At 44.9% G+C, this 17,364-nt stretch carries 13 protein-coding genes; 12 read left to right on the plus strand and 1 reads right to left on the minus strand.

The genetic code is table 11. The annotated features are described in order from the left end of the window. The 12 genes from tssF to ACLD71_RS06820 all read left to right on the plus strand — a co-directional run bounded on the left by tssF (nt 1) and on the right by ACLD71_RS06820 (nt 16,004). Nucleotides 1-1,830, plus strand: a complete 1,830-nt coding sequence (gene tssF, locus ACLD71_RS06765; RefSeq protein WP_411993749.1) for a type VI secretion system baseplate subunit TssF — start codon at nt 1-3, stop codon at nt 1,828-1,830. 66 nt (nt 1,831-1,896) lie between these two features. Further along, nucleotides 1,897-2,874, plus strand: a complete 978-nt coding sequence (gene tssG, locus ACLD71_RS06770; protein WP_411993751.1) for a type VI secretion system baseplate subunit TssG — start codon at nt 1,897-1,899, stop codon at nt 2,872-2,874. 33 nt (nt 2,875-2,907) lie between these two features. After that, nucleotides 2,908-5,493, plus strand: a complete 2,586-nt coding sequence (gene tssH, locus ACLD71_RS06775) for a type VI secretion system ATPase TssH (protein WP_411993753.1) — start codon at nt 2,908-2,910, stop codon at nt 5,491-5,493. 200 nt (nt 5,494-5,693) lie between these two features. Beyond that, nucleotides 5,694-6,173, plus strand: a complete 480-nt coding sequence (locus tag ACLD71_RS06780; protein WP_137672475.1) for an Hcp family type VI secretion system effector — start codon at nt 5,694-5,696, stop codon at nt 6,171-6,173. Between the two features lie 65 nt (nt 6,174-6,238). Next, nucleotides 6,239-8,053: a type VI secretion system Vgr family protein gene (locus ACLD71_RS06785; RefSeq protein ID WP_137672474.1), complete on the plus strand. Its 1,815-nt coding sequence runs from the start codon at nt 6,239-6,241 to the stop codon at nt 8,051-8,053. A gap of 8 nt (nt 8,054-8,061) precedes the next feature. Continuing rightward, complete coding sequence (locus ACLD71_RS06790) at nt 8,062-8,349, plus strand: PAAR domain-containing protein (protein WP_137672473.1); 288 nt, start codon at nt 8,062-8,064, stop codon at nt 8,347-8,349. A 3-nt stretch (nt 8,350-8,352) separates the two neighbouring features. Further along, nucleotides 8,353-9,225, plus strand: a complete 873-nt coding sequence (locus ACLD71_RS06795) for a hypothetical protein (protein WP_411993756.1) — start codon at nt 8,353-8,355, stop codon at nt 9,223-9,225. 17 nt (nt 9,226-9,242) lie between these two features. Beyond that, nucleotides 9,243-13,481, plus strand: coding sequence for an RHS repeat-associated core domain-containing protein (locus ACLD71_RS06800; protein WP_411993758.1), 4,239 nt, complete (start codon nt 9,243-9,245; stop codon nt 13,479-13,481). A gap of 43 nt (nt 13,482-13,524) precedes the next feature. Next, on the plus strand, nt 13,525-14,058 hold the full coding sequence (locus tag ACLD71_RS06805; protein WP_411993760.1) for a CbrC family protein: 534 nt from the start codon (nt 13,525-13,527) through the stop codon (nt 14,056-14,058). A 142-nt stretch (nt 14,059-14,200) separates the two neighbouring features. Then, nucleotides 14,201-14,887 carry a D-Ala-D-Ala carboxypeptidase family metallohydrolase gene (locus ACLD71_RS06810; RefSeq protein WP_411993761.1) on the plus strand — a complete coding sequence of 229 codons (687 nt, stop codon included), beginning with the start codon at nt 14,201-14,203 and terminating at the stop codon, nt 14,885-14,887. A 10-nt stretch (nt 14,888-14,897) separates the two neighbouring features. Then, entirely contained in the window at nt 14,898-15,314 is a 417-nt protein-coding gene (locus ACLD71_RS06815; protein WP_411993762.1) for a hypothetical protein, read from the plus strand. Between the two features lie 300 nt (nt 15,315-15,614). Beyond that, nucleotides 15,615-16,004: a hypothetical protein gene (locus ACLD71_RS06820; RefSeq protein WP_411993764.1), complete on the plus strand. Its 390-nt coding sequence runs from the start codon at nt 15,615-15,617 to the stop codon at nt 16,002-16,004. A gap of 112 nt (nt 16,005-16,116) precedes the next feature. On the opposite strand, the gene ACLD71_RS06825 is transcribed toward ACLD71_RS06820, so the two are convergent. Next, nucleotides 16,117-17,304: an NAD(P)/FAD-dependent oxidoreductase gene (locus tag ACLD71_RS06825; protein ID WP_411993766.1), complete on the minus strand. Its 1,188-nt coding sequence runs from the start codon at nt 17,302-17,304 to the stop codon at nt 16,117-16,119. Between the last annotated feature and the right edge of the window lie 60 nt (nt 17,305-17,364).

The raw sequence follows: 17,364 nt of genomic DNA on the forward strand, positions 1-17,364 counted from the left end.
ATGAGCGACGAGTTATTAAAGTACTACAATCGAGAGCTAGCGTATCTGCGCCATATGGGAGCAGAGTTTGCCGAGCGTTACCCAAAAGTAGCTGGGCGCTTACGCATGAGCGAAGACAATGTAGAAGATCCACATGTCTCTCGTTTGTTAGAAGGTGTCTCGCTGCTCACCGCTCAAGTTAGGCAGAAGTTAGACGACAGTTTTCCTGAGTTAACCGAAGCCTTGTTAGGTCAGCTTTACCCTGATTATCACGCGCCTATTCCGTCGATGTCAGTGATTAAAATGAGTACGCAAAACGTCACCGACTATAGCTTGATGATCCCTAAAGGCACTGAATTAGAAACCCAGGTTCCGGGATACAAGAACTGCCGTTTTAACACTTGTTACGACACCCAAATGTGGCCAGTTGAAGTGACTCAAGCCAAATTTGAAGGGGCCCCGTTTAAAGCGCCGCGACCTAACTTTCAAAAGAACGCTTCTGCGGTAATAAAGCTGCGTTTGAGTTGTGAATTTGATGACGTAGCGTTTAGTGACTTAGGTGTCGATAAATTACGTTTTTATATTCATGGCCAGTCGCAATTAAGTTATCAGCTATACCAACTGATATTTCAATCTAGTGTTGGTATGGCGTTTGCGGCGCCGGGCAGTTTAACTGCCACTCAATACCTACAAGCACGGCATATTAGTGCGGTAGGTTTTGGCGACGATGAAAAAGTAGTGCCCTATGACCAACGTACTTTTAACGGTTATCGCTTACTGGTTGAGCACTTTCTTTGCCCAGAAAAATTCATGTTCTTTGAGCTACAAGATCTAGACCCAAGCTGGTTTGGTGAACAACATGAAGTGGATTTATACATCTATCTGGATTCTGACTCAGACATTCTGGCCAAACAACTAACCGCCGACAACATTATGCTGGGCTGTGTGCCAGTGATTAATTTGTTTGAAGATGAGTTGGAGCCCTTACGCTTAGACCCTGCACGTTTTGAGCACCGTTTAGTGCCGCGTTATCGTGATGCTGATATCTCTGAAGTCGTGAGAGTGACAGAGGTTGAAGCCTTTGACCAACACGACAATAGTGTGGATGTTACGCCGTTTTATGGCAGCCAACTGCCGCACTACCCGCAAGCAGGAAACCTATTTTGGACCTTGCGCCGTGAGCTTAATAAATGGGCGGGCGGACATGATGAGCCAGGCGTAGAAAGTTACTTAGCAGTGGTTGATGGTAACGCTAAGCCGCTAGATATAGATGAGCACGACCAATGGCTAGTATCGGCCAAAGCCTTATGCAGCAACCGTAATTTACCGGCGCGTTTACCGTTTGGTGGTGGTCAACCTTCAATTTTAGTTCCGAGTCGTGCTGACTCACTAAAAAATGTACGTTGTTTACTGCCGTTTAGTGAGCCCATCCGCCCAGCAATGTTTGATGCATCTCGTTGGCAATTGGCTAGCCATTTAACGCTGAATCACTTTAGCCAACCTAATGCGGTAAAACTGTTGCAAGAGTTACTGCAACTCTATGATTTTAAACAATCTCCACAAACCAAAGTGCTGATTGAAGCCATCGCGAAAGTGAATATTGAACGCGCCACTGCACGGGTTGTGCAAAATGGCCGAGTAGGCTTTTGCCATGGTTCAGACATTATTCTGGAATTTGTTAATCAAGATCTGTCTGGAATTAACCTGTTTTTCTTTGGCAATGTATTGGCGCACTTCTTTGCGCAGTACACCACGATTAATAGCTTTACTCGTCTGTCGATTAAATTGCTAGGTGATAGCAATGTATTGCACCGCTGGCCAGCAATGGCCGGTGACAAGGAGCTGATATGAGCACTGTAATCAGCAGCAAAGTGCTAGCTTTCAACGCAGTTTATACAAGGCGGCTTAAGCACTGATATGAAGCTATTTGATACCTTAAACAGCGGTAGCGAGCAAGATTTCCACCATAGTGTAGTGGCGATTCAAGCGAGTCGCGGCGCGCAGCATAGCGGTGTTGGCTCAGACACCTTGCCAAAGCATGAAGCGTTGCGCTTTAAGGTGCCGCAAAACTTAGGTTTTCCTGGTAAAGCTTTAGAGCGAGTAGATGTACCTCTTACGGCTGAGCAGCCTTACGAGGTATGCGTTAATTTCTTTGGTTTAACTGGGCCAAGTGGCGTAATGCCAAGGCATTACAGCGAATGGGTGATGGATCGCTGTAAGCAAAAAGATGAATCAATGCGTGATTTCTTAGACATTTTTCATCATCGATTGATTTCGCTGTATCACCGCGCCTGGGAAAAGTACCAATTTCCACTGCAGTACCAGCGTCAGCTACAAACCGATAAGAAAGACCCAATTTCTATGGCCTTGCATTCTTTGGCTGGCACTTCTGATCACACCCAACAGTTTTTGGGCGGTTTGTTTGCGCAGTCAATTCGTAGTGCTCAAGGTTTAAAACAAATTGTAGAAGCGCTGTCTGGCTGCAAGGTAGTGATAAATGAGCGTTTAGGCCAGTGGTTGGCGCTTACCGAAGAAGAACAAAGCAGCTTAGCTAGCCGCGTAAACCCTGAAGGCCAGCATGCCCAGCTTGGACGCAGCGCCACCTTGGGTAGCAAGGTATGGGATGTAGGTTCTGCCCTAGAGATAGAAATTCATGCCGCCAACCAGTTGCGGGCTCAGCAATTATTGCCGGGCAGTAAAACATTAACACTATTACAAAAAACAGTAGCCGAATACCTACCTGCACATGTGCGACCGCGTTGGAGCTTAATGGCTCGTTATCGCGATATGCCTAGTTCGCGTTTAGGTAAAAGCGGCTTGGGCTTAGGCCAAGGTAGCGCGCTAACCATTAATAGTAAGCGTATGGACGAACAAACCAAAATCCCCATCGCGTAAACGATTTTGTTTAAAGGATTATAGGAAGTATAGATGTCGACAATGACTTTAAAATCAATGGTAGAGAAGCTATCACCAGCAGCTAAACAAAGTTTAGAAGCGGCTGCTGCTCTCTCTAATAGCCGTAGCCATTTTAGTGTAGAAATCCAACATTGGTTATTGGCCATGTGTGAAGGCCAAACCGAAGATCTAATGCTGGTGGCAGAGCACTTCGGCGTAGATTTGGATGGCCTTACTAGCGATTTAAATCGCAATTTAGAGCGTGCTAAAACGGGTAATCAGCAAACTCCGGGCTTGTCACCGCAAATTGTTAGCTTGTTAAGTGCGGCTTGGATGGCGGCCACCATTGAATATGACAGCGGCAACATTGCCCCTATTCATATCATTCATGCTTTATTGAATGACGATACGCTTAGCTTCAATACCATGCATTTTCTAAAGCATTTAGAAAGTGTAGAACCAGCCCAGTTAGCGCAAGTTTGGCCAACCTTAAGCCAAAATGCTGAAGCGGCACCTGCCAACAAAGCTAGCGGTTCAGGCAAAACGCCAAACCTTGATCAATTTACTATCGACCTAACCGAGCAAGCACGTTCTGGCAAGTTAGACCCAATTTTAGGCCGTGACGAAGAAATCCGTCAGATGATTGATATTCTTACTCGTCGTCGCCAAAACAACCCAATCCTTACTGGTGAAGCGGGCGTAGGTAAAACAGCCGTTGTAGAGGGTTTAGCCCAGCGTATCGCCGATAACGATGTGCCAGAATCGCTACAAAATGTGAAAATTCACGTGCTTGATTTAGCCCTGTTACAAGCAGGCGCAGGCATGAAAGGCGAATTCGAAAATCGACTAAAAGCGGTGATTAGCGAAGTAAAAAGTTCTGCTACACCGATTGTGGTATTTATCGATGAAGCCCACACATTAATTGGTAGTGGCGGGCAGGCAGGTCAAAACGATGCTGCCAATATTCTTAAGCCAGCGCTAGCGCGTGGCGAGCTGCGTACCATTGCTGCGACTACATGGGCAGAGTACAAAAAGTACTTCGAAAAAGATGCTGCCTTAACCCGCCGTTTCCAAGTGGTAAAAGTAGAAGAGCCTAGCGAAGACAAAGCGATTGTTATGTTGCGTGGTTTATTGCCGGTAATGGAAAAGCACCATCGCGTAGCAATTAGCGACCAAGCCTTGCAAGCCGCGGTGCGTTTATCAAGTCGTTACATTAACGGTCGTCAACTGCCAGATAAAGCAGTGGCATTGTTAGATACCGCTTGTGCGCGTGTAGCAATGAGCCAAGCTTCTACACCAGCTCAAGTAGAGCGTTTACAACGTAAGCAGCAGCAACTTACTGCGCAAATTGAGCAGCTTGAACGTGAGCAATTAACCGGCTCAGAGCACCAAGAGTTATTAAGCCAGCTAAATGCAGAATTAGTGGACACCAATACCGCCTTTGAGCAAGCCGAAAGCACTTGGCGTGACGAACAAGGCATGGTGCTGCAAGCCAAGCAACATTCTGATGCCATTTTAAACACCGAAGAACAGCAAGAAGATGATACCCGTGAGCAACTGATTGAGCTGAAAGCGAACTTAGCTGAAGTGGCTCAGCCAATGGTTTTTCTAGAAGTTGACGAAGTATTAGTGGCTGAAGTTATCGCCGATTGGACGGGGATTCCTTTAGGGCGCATGCAGTCGGACGAAGTGGAAACCATTCTTAGCCTACCGCAAAAAATGGGCGAGCGAATTGTTGGTCAAGATCACGCCTTAGAGCTGATTAGCAAAGTGGTGCAAACCGCGCGCGCGCAGTTAAGTGATGAGCGTAAACCTAATGGTGTGTTTTTGCTTACCGGCCCAAGTGGTACCGGTAAAACCGAAACGGCGCTAACCTTAGCCGAACAAGTGTATGGCAGCGAAGATAACTTAACGGTTATTAACATGTCGGAGTTTAAAGAAGAGCACAAAGTATCTCTTTTAGTGGGCTCACCTCCAGGATACGTAGGTTATGGCGAAGGTGGAGTGCTGACCGAAGCCGTGCGTCGCAAGCCTTACAGTGTAGTACTACTTGATGAAATGGAAAAAGCCCACCCAGGTGTGCAAGACGTGTTTTATCAAGTGTTTGATAAAGGCACCATCAAAGATGGCGAAGGTCGAGACATCGACTTCAAAAATACCATCATCATTATGACTTCAAATGTGGGAACCGAAACCACCACTGCCTTGTTTGAAGATGAAGAAACAGCCCCTGACATTGAAGGTTTAAAGCAAGCCTTAAGTGATGATTTGCTCGCCGTGTTTAAGCCTGCCTTTATTGGCCGCCTAAACCTGATCCCCTTTGTGCCGCTTAATCGCGACACCCTTAACCAAATCGTTCGCCTACAGCTAAGTCGAGTAGAGCAGCGTTTTGCACGTAATTACCAAGCTGAATTGAGTTTTTCAGAGGACGTGGTTGAGCATTTAAATGCCCAATCGCAAAACGCAGATGTGGGGGCTCGGGCAATTCAGAATAATATCCAGAATGAATTGTTACCAATAATTTCGAATGTGGTGTTGGAAACAATATCTCAGCGTAAAGATATACAGAAAATAAGCGTTGATATGGTAGATGACACTTATTCTGTTGAAATGTTGTAATTAGTGTTTCTTCTATTGATCTAAATATCTATAATGTGGCTCTTACCATGTTTATGGTTGTCATTTTATTTGTTTATGTGTTCATCACTTTTATTAAAATTTGATGACTGTAATAAAGAATTTGCGCGTTTTTAAAATCGACGCATTTGAAAACTAACCCATTAGGGTGAATTTTATTTAATTAGCTAAAGGAAATTAGCATGCAAGCGAATACTTATTTGAAGTACGGCGATATCAAAGGTGAAGCGACAGCTGAACAGTACAAAGACATGATTACTCTACTAGCAGTAGATTGGTCTGTTGCTCGTGAGATTTCTTCTCACACTGGTACTGCTCAAGATCGTGAAGCTAGCTCTACACGTCTTTGTGATATCACTATTTCAAAACTGCAAGATAAAGCTTCTCCTGATCTTTTCAAAGAAGCCACTATTGGTAAAGGTAAGCCAGCAGTTTTCCATATTACTAAGCAAGGCGAGAAAATCGAAGAAATCATGAAAATTGAACTAACTGACGCTATGGTTTCTAGCTACTCAGTATCAATTCAAGATGACCGTCCAGTAGAAAACATCACTATTTCTTACACAGAAATGATGATGACAGTTACTCCTACTGATGACCAAGGTAACGTTCAAGCTCCGCTTGTTTACGGTTACAGCGGTGTTAAAGGCCAACAAATGTAATTGGCTTTCTGCGGGGTGGCTTGCCATCCCGCTTTTTTTGTTTAAATAGTGTGAACATGAAGCATATGGAAAAGGCAAGTCAAAGTAAGAATATCATCCAAATAGAAACTCCTTTGGGTAAAGATGTTCTTCATCTTACTCAGTTTGATATTCAGGAAGGTATTTCTGCGCCTTTCTTAATTAATGTTTCTTGTTATACAAATGGGCAAGTAATTGCTGAAGAAGACGTTATTGGAAAGCCGGTTACCATTAATTTAGATTATCTAAAAGGTAAATCGACTGTTACCCGTTTTTTTAATGGCGTTGTGGCAAGTGTGACCTCTTTAGGGAGCCGTGTGCCCAGTGAAGCTGATGGTGAGAAATTTCAAGATTATCAGCTACAAATTGTCTCTCATTTACATTTTTTAAAACAACGCACCAACTGCCGCATTTTTCAGAACTTAAGTGCTGATGAAATCGTTAAAAAGGTATTGGCAGAACACGGTGTGCAAGTTAAAAGTGAGCTTAAAACTAGCTATCCAACCTTAGGCTTTAAGGTGCAATACAACGAAAGTGATTTTGCCTTCATTCACCGTTTGTTAGAAGAAGTGGGTATTTTCTATTTCATCGAACATACCAAGGCAAATCATAGCGTGGTATTGGCTGATGCTTTAAGTGCCTATCGTGAAGCCGATGAAAGCAAAGTGGCCTTCACCACGGGATCGTTGTCGGAGTCTCATGTATTTTCTTGGAGCGGTAACCTTAATATTACGCCAGGTCGGGTAAGTAAAGGGGGGTTTGATTTTGTAAAACCTAGTGCTAAACCTAAGGGTGAGCATCAAAATACCGCCTTAGCCAAGCAGCAGAAAAGCGCTGAAGTATTTGAATATTATGCTGGCTCAGAGTTTAATCCACAGTTACAAACATCGGCTAACGTTGCGTTAGAAGCAATGCAGCGCGATGCGCTTATTTGCAGCGGCGGTAGTACCTGCGCCACCTTTACCGCTGGCCAATATTTTAGCTTTAAGTCGCATGAAGATCCGGCTCAAGTGAATAAAACTTACTTGATTACTCAATTATCATTGAGTGTCGCCATTGCTAGTCAAACTGGTGCAGCTAAAAATAGTGGCCAAGTATTGCACAATCAGTTTTCTTGTATTCCCTCAGATGTGTTGTTTAGACCTTCCCAAGCCACTGCCCGGCCGGTGATTCATGGCGCCCAAACGGCTTTGGTAACGGGAGACCCTGGCGAAGAAATCCATGTTGATAAATATGGTCGCATTAAGGTGTTGTTCCATTGGGATCGCGAAGGTAAATCAGACGGCAACAGCTCTTGTTGGATCCGTGTTTCGCAAAGTTGGGCGGGTAGCCGCTACGGCGCGTTTTTCTTACCTAGAGTAGGCCAAGAAGTATTGGTGAGCTTTTTAGAAGGCGACCCAGATCAGCCAGTAATTACCGGTGCTTTGTATAACGGCGATCAGATGCCGCCTTACGGTTTACCGAGCAAAAAATCTCAATCTGGAATCAAAACGCGTTCTACCAAAGGCGGCGGAGACAGTAACTTTAACGAAATTCGTTTTGACGACGATACCGGGAAAGAGTTGTTGTATATGCAGGCCGAGAAGGATCTGCAAACCGAGATTAAGCAAAACCAGTCGGAAAAAATTGGTAAAGACCTTAGCGTAGAAGTGGCTGAGAACCAGTCTGAAAAAGTGGGTAAAAACCTAGTGATTGATGTAGGCAAAAACATCGATTTAGTGGCTGGTAGCAATATCACTATTAAAGCAGGAGGCGCGTCTATAACGCTTTCTAGCGGTGGCAGTATTGATATCAAAGGTACCTCTATTTCTATCAATGGCACGTCTATCGCGCTAAAAGCGCCAGCTATTTCACTTAATTAGGAACGATAATGGGTAAGCCAGTAGCAATGCTTGGGTCATTTCACGTGTGTCCTAAAGTTCAGAATAAGGTGCCACATGTGGGCGGCCCAGTAGTGGGTGGAAATGGCACGGTGACCGCTGGCGGTATGCCAGTGGCTTGTGTTGGTGACAAACTGGTGTGTATTGGTCCGCCGGATACTATTTCAGCAGGTTCTTCATCGGTAACGGTGGGCGGCAAAGCCGTGGCTCGTTTAGGTGATTCCACCTCACATGGTGGCAAAATTGTTGTGGGTAATCCTACTGTGTTAATAGGTTAAGCGGTGAACCTACAGCTTAATATCGATGCGCTATTGCTCGGAAAACACCATCAACTTGACGATATTTTGGGGCTAAGCGAACAAGTGCTTGAGCCACAACTGCGGGTGAGTGATGAGCACTGCTTGCGTCATTTTAGTTTTTCAGAAGATGTCGTTAAGCGCGTTGAAAACCTTGATTTCAGTGCGGATGCGGTATTTGTTCTGTTGCCAGAGGCTCCGTTAGAAGAAGCCAAAGGTGAGGCTTATCAAGCGCTGTTAGCGTTAGTGCCAGCCTTGGAACAAGCCACTAAAGTGTATTTGTTTCCTTATGGGCGAAGCGCTATGCAGTTGGCGCTTCGACAAGCTTTGAAACTGTTCGAGCAACAAAAAATTAGCACGATTCAGCTGGTCGCGTATCACCAAGACGAACGCTTGCAAGCAAATGCTGCCGAGAGTGAGTCGCCGAGTGTGGCTAGCCAGTGTTTTATTGCTGCTAGCCTACAACCGGCTAAAAAAGGATTTACGATCCCATGGGCGAGCTACGAGGTACAAACGCCCGACAAGAGTGTTGAAGCCACGGTCAGCGCACTTATTCAACGTTACCGACAACAGTGCGGCGAAAGCTTAACGCAATGTTATTTACCCAGCGCATTAAATACTGAATTAATGGATGCATGGCTAAATGCTTATCAGCAGTTTCAAGACTGCGTCGGTTCGCGTAGCCAAGTTGTTTTTGCCGATGCCCGCGTTGGCGATTTGGGTGTATGTAGTGGCTTGTACAATTTGTGTCACTTATTTATGCATTACCAGCGAGAGAAACATGCTGGTGTGAGTTTTCAATTAGATATTTCTGATAAGACCTACCGCAGCGCAATGATGCTGGCTTGGGTCGCTTAGTGGTGTAGAGCAGCAGTATGGATGGAACCCAAAAACAAGTAGTTAAAGGGATAGACGGCTACGCCTATGAGTTTTTCTCTGGCACTAAGCGCTCTTCAATCGCTCCGGCTTTTAACGACTCAAATGCAGCCGATAGCTTTTTAGCTAACTTTGGCGGCGTAGCCGATGCGAACGGCAAAGGATTACAACGATTATATAATTTAGTGTCTAATCAAAAAAACGGTGACCGACACCAACAATTGATTAGTGCATTGCTTAATGGCGAGGTGTGGTTTTATGCTCAAAAAGAGCAGCAACTGCCTAGCCATAACCCCTCTTCGAGACCCTCCCGAAGTTCATCCGTCCTGAATGAACCCAAAGCTTCGGGAGGGCGCTCGAAGACCCAAAGTAACGGCAAAGATAAACACAGTGACGACGCGGTAGAGCAAGCGGTAGACCACCAGGATACGCAAACCTGTGGCGACCCAGTAGTAATGAGCAGCGGTGAAGAAGTACTGGAGCTAGAAGATGTTTGTTTAAGCGGTCATGTCGCTCTGCGTTGGCAGCGTTGTTATCGCTCAAGCTTGTCTCATATTAACGAGGGGATGGGAGTAGGTTGGCGACATAACTTTCATTATTCTCTAGAAGAGCAAACCGGTGAACAAGCCGGCTGGCTATTTACTGATGCCTTGGGTCATCAGCAATTTTTCCCTTATGTTGCTCCTGGCGGCAAAAGTAGCCAGCTAAAATCTGGCGTGGTGCTGCAGCATCAAACTGACGAAATCACTATTAGCGGCAGTGACGGCAAATTGCTGCGATTTACCAAAGATCAGCAGCATTGGTTATTAAGCAAAATGTCTGAGGGTGTAGATACCACCTACCGCTTGCGTTATTCAGCGGCACAGCGCTTAACCAGTGTTGAGGTGAATCACAGCCAGCAATTGTTCTTACGTTACGACTTAGAAGGCCGATTGGTGGAAGCGCGTAGCAGTAAAGCAACGGATGCGCAGATTTACGCCAGTTACACTTATGATGATGACAATCAGTTAGTTAGCGCCACCAATCGTTTAAACCAACAAGAGCAATACCGTTACCAGCAAGGCTTGTTAATTCAACGTACCCGCGCTTCAGGCTTTTCACATTATTTTCGTTGGGATGGCTCAAACCAGCATGCTCGATGTATAGAGCAGTGGGGCGATAACGAGCATTATCACTATCGCTTTGAATATGAGCTTGAGCAGGGTATTAGCCGCAGTTTCGACAGTTTTAATCACTGCTGGAGTTACTTGCATAATCCTCAGGGGCAAATTCTTAAGAAAACCGCACCAGACGGCGCAAGCTGGCAATATGAATATGATGAGCTGCAGCGAAAAGTGGCTGAGGTAGACCCAAGCGGTGCCACTCGTCGTTTTCATTACAACAGCGTAGGCCAGCTAGACGCAGAGCAACATCCCAACAAAAGCCTTACCCGTTACCACTATAACCGCTTGGGTTTTATTTCTCAGATTGATTATGCCGACGGTTCAAACCTTAAGCGTGAATTTAATAGCCTTGGCTTATTAACTCAGGAAACTGACGTACAGGGTGTAGTAACGCAGTATCGTTACGATGCGCAAAGCCGCTTAGTCAATAAGTCGGCCAGCAACCAAGTCACGCAAACGTACTGGTGGAACGAGCAAGGTTTACTCAGTGCCAAGCAAGAAGGGGAAGCGTTAACACGTTATAGCTATAACGCGATTGGTGAATGCAATGGCCAGGTTGATGTAAGCGGCTGGGTAAGCCAGTTCGAACGCGATGCACAAGGCAATGTGATTAGCGTCGTGGGTTATCATCAAGATTCACCAGAAAATAAGCAACAGCGCAAGTATACTTATGATGATGCAGGGCGCGTTAGCCGCGTTACCGACCCACTGGATCGCAGCACCAGCTTTGAATACGAGGGTTTATCGCAGCCCAGTAAACAGATAAACGCTGACGGCTCTTGGTTGGCATTTAGTTATGACAAAGAGCGTAACCTTACCAGCATTGAACGTAGTGACGGCCAAACTTACCAACTGGAATATGACAGCTGCGAACGGATTAGCAAAACCATTGGTTTTGATGGGCGTGAACAAGCTTACCAATACAATTTGGTTGGCCAACTTACCCAAGTCGCTGAAAATAGCGAGCGCCTAGTTCAATTAAAGCGCAATGCCATCGGCCAAGTGATAGAGCAGCGCAGCACCGGTAGCGACGGCATTAGCCTCATCAATAGTTTTGCCTATGATATTAACGGCCGTACAGCGTCTGCCAATAACGCTGCTCGAAAGAGCCGTTTTAGCTATTTTGCTAATGGGCAATTACAAGAACACTGGCAAGATAATTGGCAAACCTTGCACCAGCTGAATACGCAAGGCTTACGTAGCCACACCACCTTACCCGACGGTGGCACGCTGAGTTACCACTACGATGAGCAAGGCCGATTAACCGAGCTTAAGTTTAACCAGCAAGCCATTATGCATCGCCACTTTACCGATGCGGGCGAAGAAGCGGGACGCCATTTAAGCAACAGCCATCATCTACATAACGAGTACGACCCACAAGGCCGCTTGCTTAAGCAGCAATGGATAACAGACACAGGCCAAGGCGAAACGGCCAACATAGCGCGTGACTATCGCTTTGATGCGGGCGACCAACTTATCGGTGTAAACGACAGCGAGTTAGGCAGTAAAAATTACGCCTACGATGCACTGAGCCAGCTGACTAAAGCCAACAGCTTAAGTGAACACAACCAACAGTTTGAGTTTGATAGCTTTGCCAACCCAAAACAAGCAGAGCGGGTGGGCGATAAGCTGATTAGCGTTAATGAGCGAAGTTATCGCTACGACCGCTACGGCAACCAAGTTAGCGCCAGCCAAGCCAACGCTCGCCAACAACGAGTATTTAATGGCTTAAATCAATTGGTAAGCATCAACCAAGCAGGCAGCAACACCCTTTATCAATATGATGCTTTGGGTCGCCGCGCCAGCAAAACCACCGCCGCAGGCAAAGTAGATTACTTGTGGGAAGGCCAAACGCTAATCGGTGAACACAGCCAAGGCCAGTTTACTTGGTATGTATACGAGCCAAATAGCCACCGCCCATTGGTGATGATTAAACAGGGCCAGGTTTACCATTACCACTTAGACCATATCGGTACGCCAATTCGTTTAAGTGACGAGCAAGGCAACATAGTGTGGCAAGCCCACTACCAAGCTTATGGCGCCATTGAACAACTCAGCATCAACAAAATAGACAACCCACTGCGTTTTCAAGGCCAGTATTTTGATGATGAAAGCGGTTTGCACTACAACTTTTACCGCTACTACTGCCCGCAGCAAGGCCGTTACATACAGCAAGATCCGATTGAATTACTCGGTGGTTTAAACCTTTATCAATACACCCCAAGCCCGACTAACTGGGTAGATCCTCTGGGCTTATGTAAAGAAGATGGAACACCGTTGTTAGCTGGCTTACCGTTATTAGCACCAGCGGCACAACCACTAGCATCATCTGGCTCCCAAGTATTAGGGCAATACGTTGGCCGACAAGCCGCAAACCAAGCCGTATACGCAGTTGCTAATCGTTCATTAGTAGCAGCTTTGATACCAAAATCTCCTTGGGCTTTAGCTTTAATCTCATTTGACGTTGGAGCGGGTTCTGATGATGTGGATGGCTTCATTCAAAAACAAGCCGCACAAGATGAGCTAGGACATCGCACTTGGTTGGCTAATGGCGGCGATGGTAGTATTGACGAGTGGAAATCGCAGGGCAGGCCATCTGAGGTCATCGCTGGGGCTAACAACAGAACTCATACGGTTCTTCATAATAATGATGTTAATTGGAAGGGGGTCCCAGTAGAAACTTATGATGGTCATAAGTGGAGCCCGCTTGACCCAAGAATGTCGGAACCTCCAATAGTTGATGCTGGTGAATTTACCGATGCGCAGCGAAAGGCTTTTCTAAAAGGTAAATCAGGTGGAACAAAAATAGCTCCGCATCATAGGCATCAGCTTCCAACCGAAACACACGGCGGGGTTATTGATGAATTGAGAGGGCCAGGGCATCCAGATGGCAATAATCACACGGCCTTAGTTGATGGAGTTAACCGTCATCCTGGTGAATCATATTTTAATAAAGCTGAAGGTGGTAAAGCTCAAAGGGCTCGAGAAATTCGAGAGCACTTTAAACAAAAAGGTGAAAGACTTATTCCCCATCCAACGGAACCTGGAAAGTGGATAGATCCAGGCCCCGAGTAAGAAAGTGTTTATAATTCAAAAAATGAAATGGGAACAAAGATAAATGAGCGAAAATCTGCCGACTTTTAAATATCATCCTGATCCAATTGGGTCAGGTGTTTTTGTTGAATCAACATGTGAGTGTCCTGTCTGTGGTATGCAAAGAGATTATATGTATGTTGGCCCCTTTTATTCGAACGACGAAGTAGAAGGAATTTGTCCATCTTGTATCGCAAATGGAAAAGCTGCCGAAAAATTTGATTTAACTTTTGTTGATGAAGATGAAATCGAAGAGGTTGATGACGAATCGCTAGTAGAGGAACTCACAAAACGAACACCTGGATATTTCTTTGCTCAAGAAGATTCCTGGCCTGTTCATTGTGGCGATTTTTGTGTGGTTATGGGTAGTGCATCTAGTGTTGATATTCAAGATAAAGTACATGTATTGCAAGCTGATCTGGATCTGATAAGAGATAGGTTGGAATTGACTGATGAAGTATTAAATGCTGAGTTAGCTCGGGAAAATAGCCCATTATGGACAGCCCTATTTAAGTGTGAGGCGTGTGGTACATATAGGTTGGTTGCTGACTATGAGTAGGGGCTAACAGGGTAGATATTAATCCCTAATAAATGGGGATGAGTTACTTTAAGTCCCTCTTTGCGCACAGGTAACATTAGCGTTGTAGTTAGCGAAAAGTCGTAATAAAAATTTTAAATATAGCTTTGTATAAGGAACAACAATGGCTAAGTTACAAATCACCCAATCAGTCGGTATGGGTGGCATAAATAAACCCAACGATGTAAAAGCCGTACAAGCTGCTTTGAACCAAATATTGGGACAAATTCCACCGACTAAAAAGTTAGTGGTAGACGGAAAATTAGGCTCAAAGCCAGAAAATTCGAAAACTGTAGCTGCGATTAAAGTCTTTCAAAAGAAAGTCGTTGGCATGGTTCGCCCTGATGGAAAAATTGATGCTAATGGGCGAAGTCATAAGAAGCTAAACACTACGTTAGGTAATATTAAACCAGTGGTTACTACTCCAGCTGCAGGTAAAGCTTCGACCTATTTTGCTTGGAAAGAGTTTGCTTGCCACGATAATGACAAGACACCAGTCCCCACTGAGTTAAGGCCTAGCATTAAAACACTAGCTGGGCAGCTAGATGTGTTAAGAAAAGAGTTAGGCAAACCAATAAAAATAAATAGCGCTTATAGAACACCAGAGCATAACCGAAAAGTTGGCGGGACAAAAAATAGTCTTCATGTTCAAGCAAAAGCTGCAGATATTGCGGTGTCTGGTATGGCTCCAAAAGAGGTTCATGCGAAAGTGTTAGAGCTAATAGCTAGTAAGAAAATGGCTGATGGCGGCTTAGGGTTGTATAACACTTTCGTTCATTATGATGTGCGTGGCTATAAAGCCCGTTGGTAGGAATTCGACTATGAAGTTTAAATCAGTGTTATTGCTGACAGTATTGTTTCCATTGCTCGCGTTTGCTAGCGAGAATATAGAGCCAGAAGATTATAGCTCCCGTTTTTCATTGGAAGAAAGCCAAGCTAGTATTGAATATGTTGCTGATGCTTTGAGTAGCTTTAGAAAACTCACAGAAAAAAGCCCAAAAGAATTGACTGAACAAGTGGATAATACTGGTTGGGATATTCAAAACCTTGGATTTATCAATTGGGTTGATACTGTGACGGGTACTCTGTTACTTCAGCATTACCAAATTGCAGAGCTACGCTACCAAGCGCTATCTGAGAGCACTTCGATGGAAGAGAAAAAGAAGGCTGAGCAGGCTATGGTAACAGCTAAAGAACAGTATCAAGAGTTTACCTCTAAACTACAAGTCATGGATTAGTGATCTCGCCGCCAAGATTTCTTTTATTTAATAGAGTATGTTGACGCTGGGCGTGATCATACTTTTTCCAAATACCGACACTGATTATTTGGTTCATATTCAAGAGGTTTATTGTAGCTTGCCTATCAATGTTGCAGTCTTTCAGACTGCATCGAAAAATGGTTTGGTGTATTTTGAAAAGTAGATCGTTTCGCTTGCAAAGGCATTGCTTCTAATCTTAAGAAAATAGGGCCGATGGATGAGTTTTGGGCATTTTTTAGTGTTAGAGAACCCATACGATACATTGCGTGAGAGAGCTTAATGTCTAATAATTTTTCAAGCGCTTTTATATTGCTTACTTTTTTCGCTTTCAACGCAGTTGCAAAAGACAATCTTTCAATTGAAAGTTTGGAGTGTTTAGGTGCAGAACCCTTTTGGGGCTTAAGTGTTAAAGGTGAGACTATTTTTTACAGCGATATTGATGATCAGACTACTTCGTTTACACTAGGTAAAGTGATTGCTTCGGTTAATCATAATAACCGTTGGGTCATACAAGGTTCTGGGCTTAATGGGGAGGCTGTAAGCATTACATTGGCGAAAACACATCAATGTTCTGATGATATGTCCGATTTTGTGTATGAATATGACGTGATGTTTTCCGTTGGTGATAAATATCTATACAGCGGATGTTGTAATCGAATAAACAAATAGATTTAGAGTCACTTGAACGAGTCTTATTGTTTAAATCAACATGAGAATTGCTAGGTAGCGCTTGCCAAACAGCAATTCTCACTATTTCCAATTAGCACTTACAAATTTTCGTTCAACAATCCAACCCACAAGCAACACCGCTAGCCCAAGCCCACTGAAAATTAAACCCGCCTAACCAACCACTTACGTCCATTACTTCACCTATGAAGTATAAGCCTTTTGTCTTGTTTGCTTCCATAGTTTTAGAGCTAAGTTCGTTGGTATCTACACCACCCAATGTTACTTCTGCTGTGCGGTAGCCTTCGGTGCCGTTCATGGTGATTTGCCAATTGTTGAGTTGAGCGGCAATGCTGTCGCGTTCGCCATGGCCAAGTTGATTTAGTGCTTTGGCTAGCATGGCTTCTTCAAACAGGGCTTCTACTAAACGTTTTGGTAACCATTGGCTTAGAGTGTTTTTAAGGCTTTGTTTGGGGTGCTGTAGTAATACTTGTTCGAGCAAGGCTGCGGCATTTTGCTTAGGGAGTAAATCAATGCTAATGGCTTCGCCGGGTTGCCAATAGTTAGATATTTGCAAAATAGCAGGGCCAGAGAGGCCACGATGAGTGAACAATAGGGCTTCGCTAAATTGCTTGCCGTTGGCGGCGGTTATACAGCTAGGAACGGCAATGCCCGAGAGTGCTTCAAAGTGTTCTTTTTGCTCGGTATGCCAAGTAAATGGCACTAAACCTGCGCGAGTAGGGAGCACTTTTAAGCCAAACTGTTCAGCCACTTTATAGCCAAAAGGCGTAGCACCAAGCTTTGGCATAGAAAGCCCGCCAGTGGCGATGACTAAGGAGCTGCACTGGTATGTTTGTCCGCCAGCGCTCACTTCAAACTGTTGTTCTGCTAACTGTTTAATGTACTTAATTTCGCTGCGTAGGCTGATGGTTACACCTGCCCAATCACACTCGGTAAGCAGCATGTCTACAATTTCTTTTGCGTTGTCGTTGCAGAAGAGTTGGCCGTGGTCTCGCTCGTGGTATTCAATGCCATGGCGTTCTACTAATTCGATGAAGTTGCTAGAAGGGTAGCGGGCTAATGCCGATTTAACGAAATGAGGGTTTTCACACAGGAAGTTGTCTGGCGCGACGTGTTGATTGGTAAAGTTACAACGGCCGCCGCCACTAATCAGTATTTTTCGACCGGCTTTTTTAGCGTTATCAATGACTAATACCGAACGGCCGCGATAGCCTGCGGTAGCAGCACACATTAAACCTGCGGCGCCTGCGCCAATAATGATTACATCGTATTGCTGTGTCATAACTTGCCCCTGAAAAATCAGGGGCATTGTAACGCTAGCGCTGAGATTGAGCTAGCAATG

The sequence above is a fragment of the Agarivorans sp. DSG3-1 genome, from assembly GCF_046774965.1.
Taxonomy (GTDB): Bacteria; Pseudomonadota; Gammaproteobacteria; order Enterobacterales; family Celerinatantimonadaceae; genus Agarivorans.

Coding starts and splice junctions, on each gene's coding strand:
- tssF (WP_411993749.1), top strand. CDS start 1: ATGAGCGACGAGTTATTAAAGTACTACAATCGAGAGCTAGCGTATCTG.
- tssG (WP_411993751.1), top strand. CDS start 1,897: ATGAAGCTATTTGATACCTTAAACAGCGGTAGCGAGCAAGATTTCCAC.
- tssH (WP_411993753.1), top strand. CDS start 2,908: ATGTCGACAATGACTTTAAAATCAATGGTAGAGAAGCTATCACCAGCA.
- ACLD71_RS06780 (WP_137672475.1), top strand. CDS start 5,694: ATGCAAGCGAATACTTATTTGAAGTACGGCGATATCAAAGGTGAAGCG.
- ACLD71_RS06785 (WP_137672474.1), top strand. CDS start 6,239: ATGGAAAAGGCAAGTCAAAGTAAGAATATCATCCAAATAGAAACTCCT.
- ACLD71_RS06790 (WP_137672473.1), top strand. CDS start 8,062: ATGGGTAAGCCAGTAGCAATGCTTGGGTCATTTCACGTGTGTCCTAAA.
- ACLD71_RS06800 (WP_411993758.1), top strand. CDS start 9,243: ATGGATGGAACCCAAAAACAAGTAGTTAAAGGGATAGACGGCTACGCC.
- ACLD71_RS06805 (WP_411993760.1), top strand. CDS start 13,525: ATGAGCGAAAATCTGCCGACTTTTAAATATCATCCTGATCCAATTGGG.
- ACLD71_RS06810 (WP_411993761.1), top strand. CDS start 14,201: ATGGCTAAGTTACAAATCACCCAATCAGTCGGTATGGGTGGCATAAAT.
- ACLD71_RS06815 (WP_411993762.1), top strand. CDS start 14,898: ATGAAGTTTAAATCAGTGTTATTGCTGACAGTATTGTTTCCATTGCTC.
- ACLD71_RS06820 (WP_411993764.1), top strand. CDS start 15,615: ATGTCTAATAATTTTTCAAGCGCTTTTATATTGCTTACTTTTTTCGCT.
- ACLD71_RS06825 (WP_411993766.1), bottom strand. CDS start 17,304: ATGACACAGCAATACGATGTAATCATTATTGGCGCAGGCGCCGCAGGT.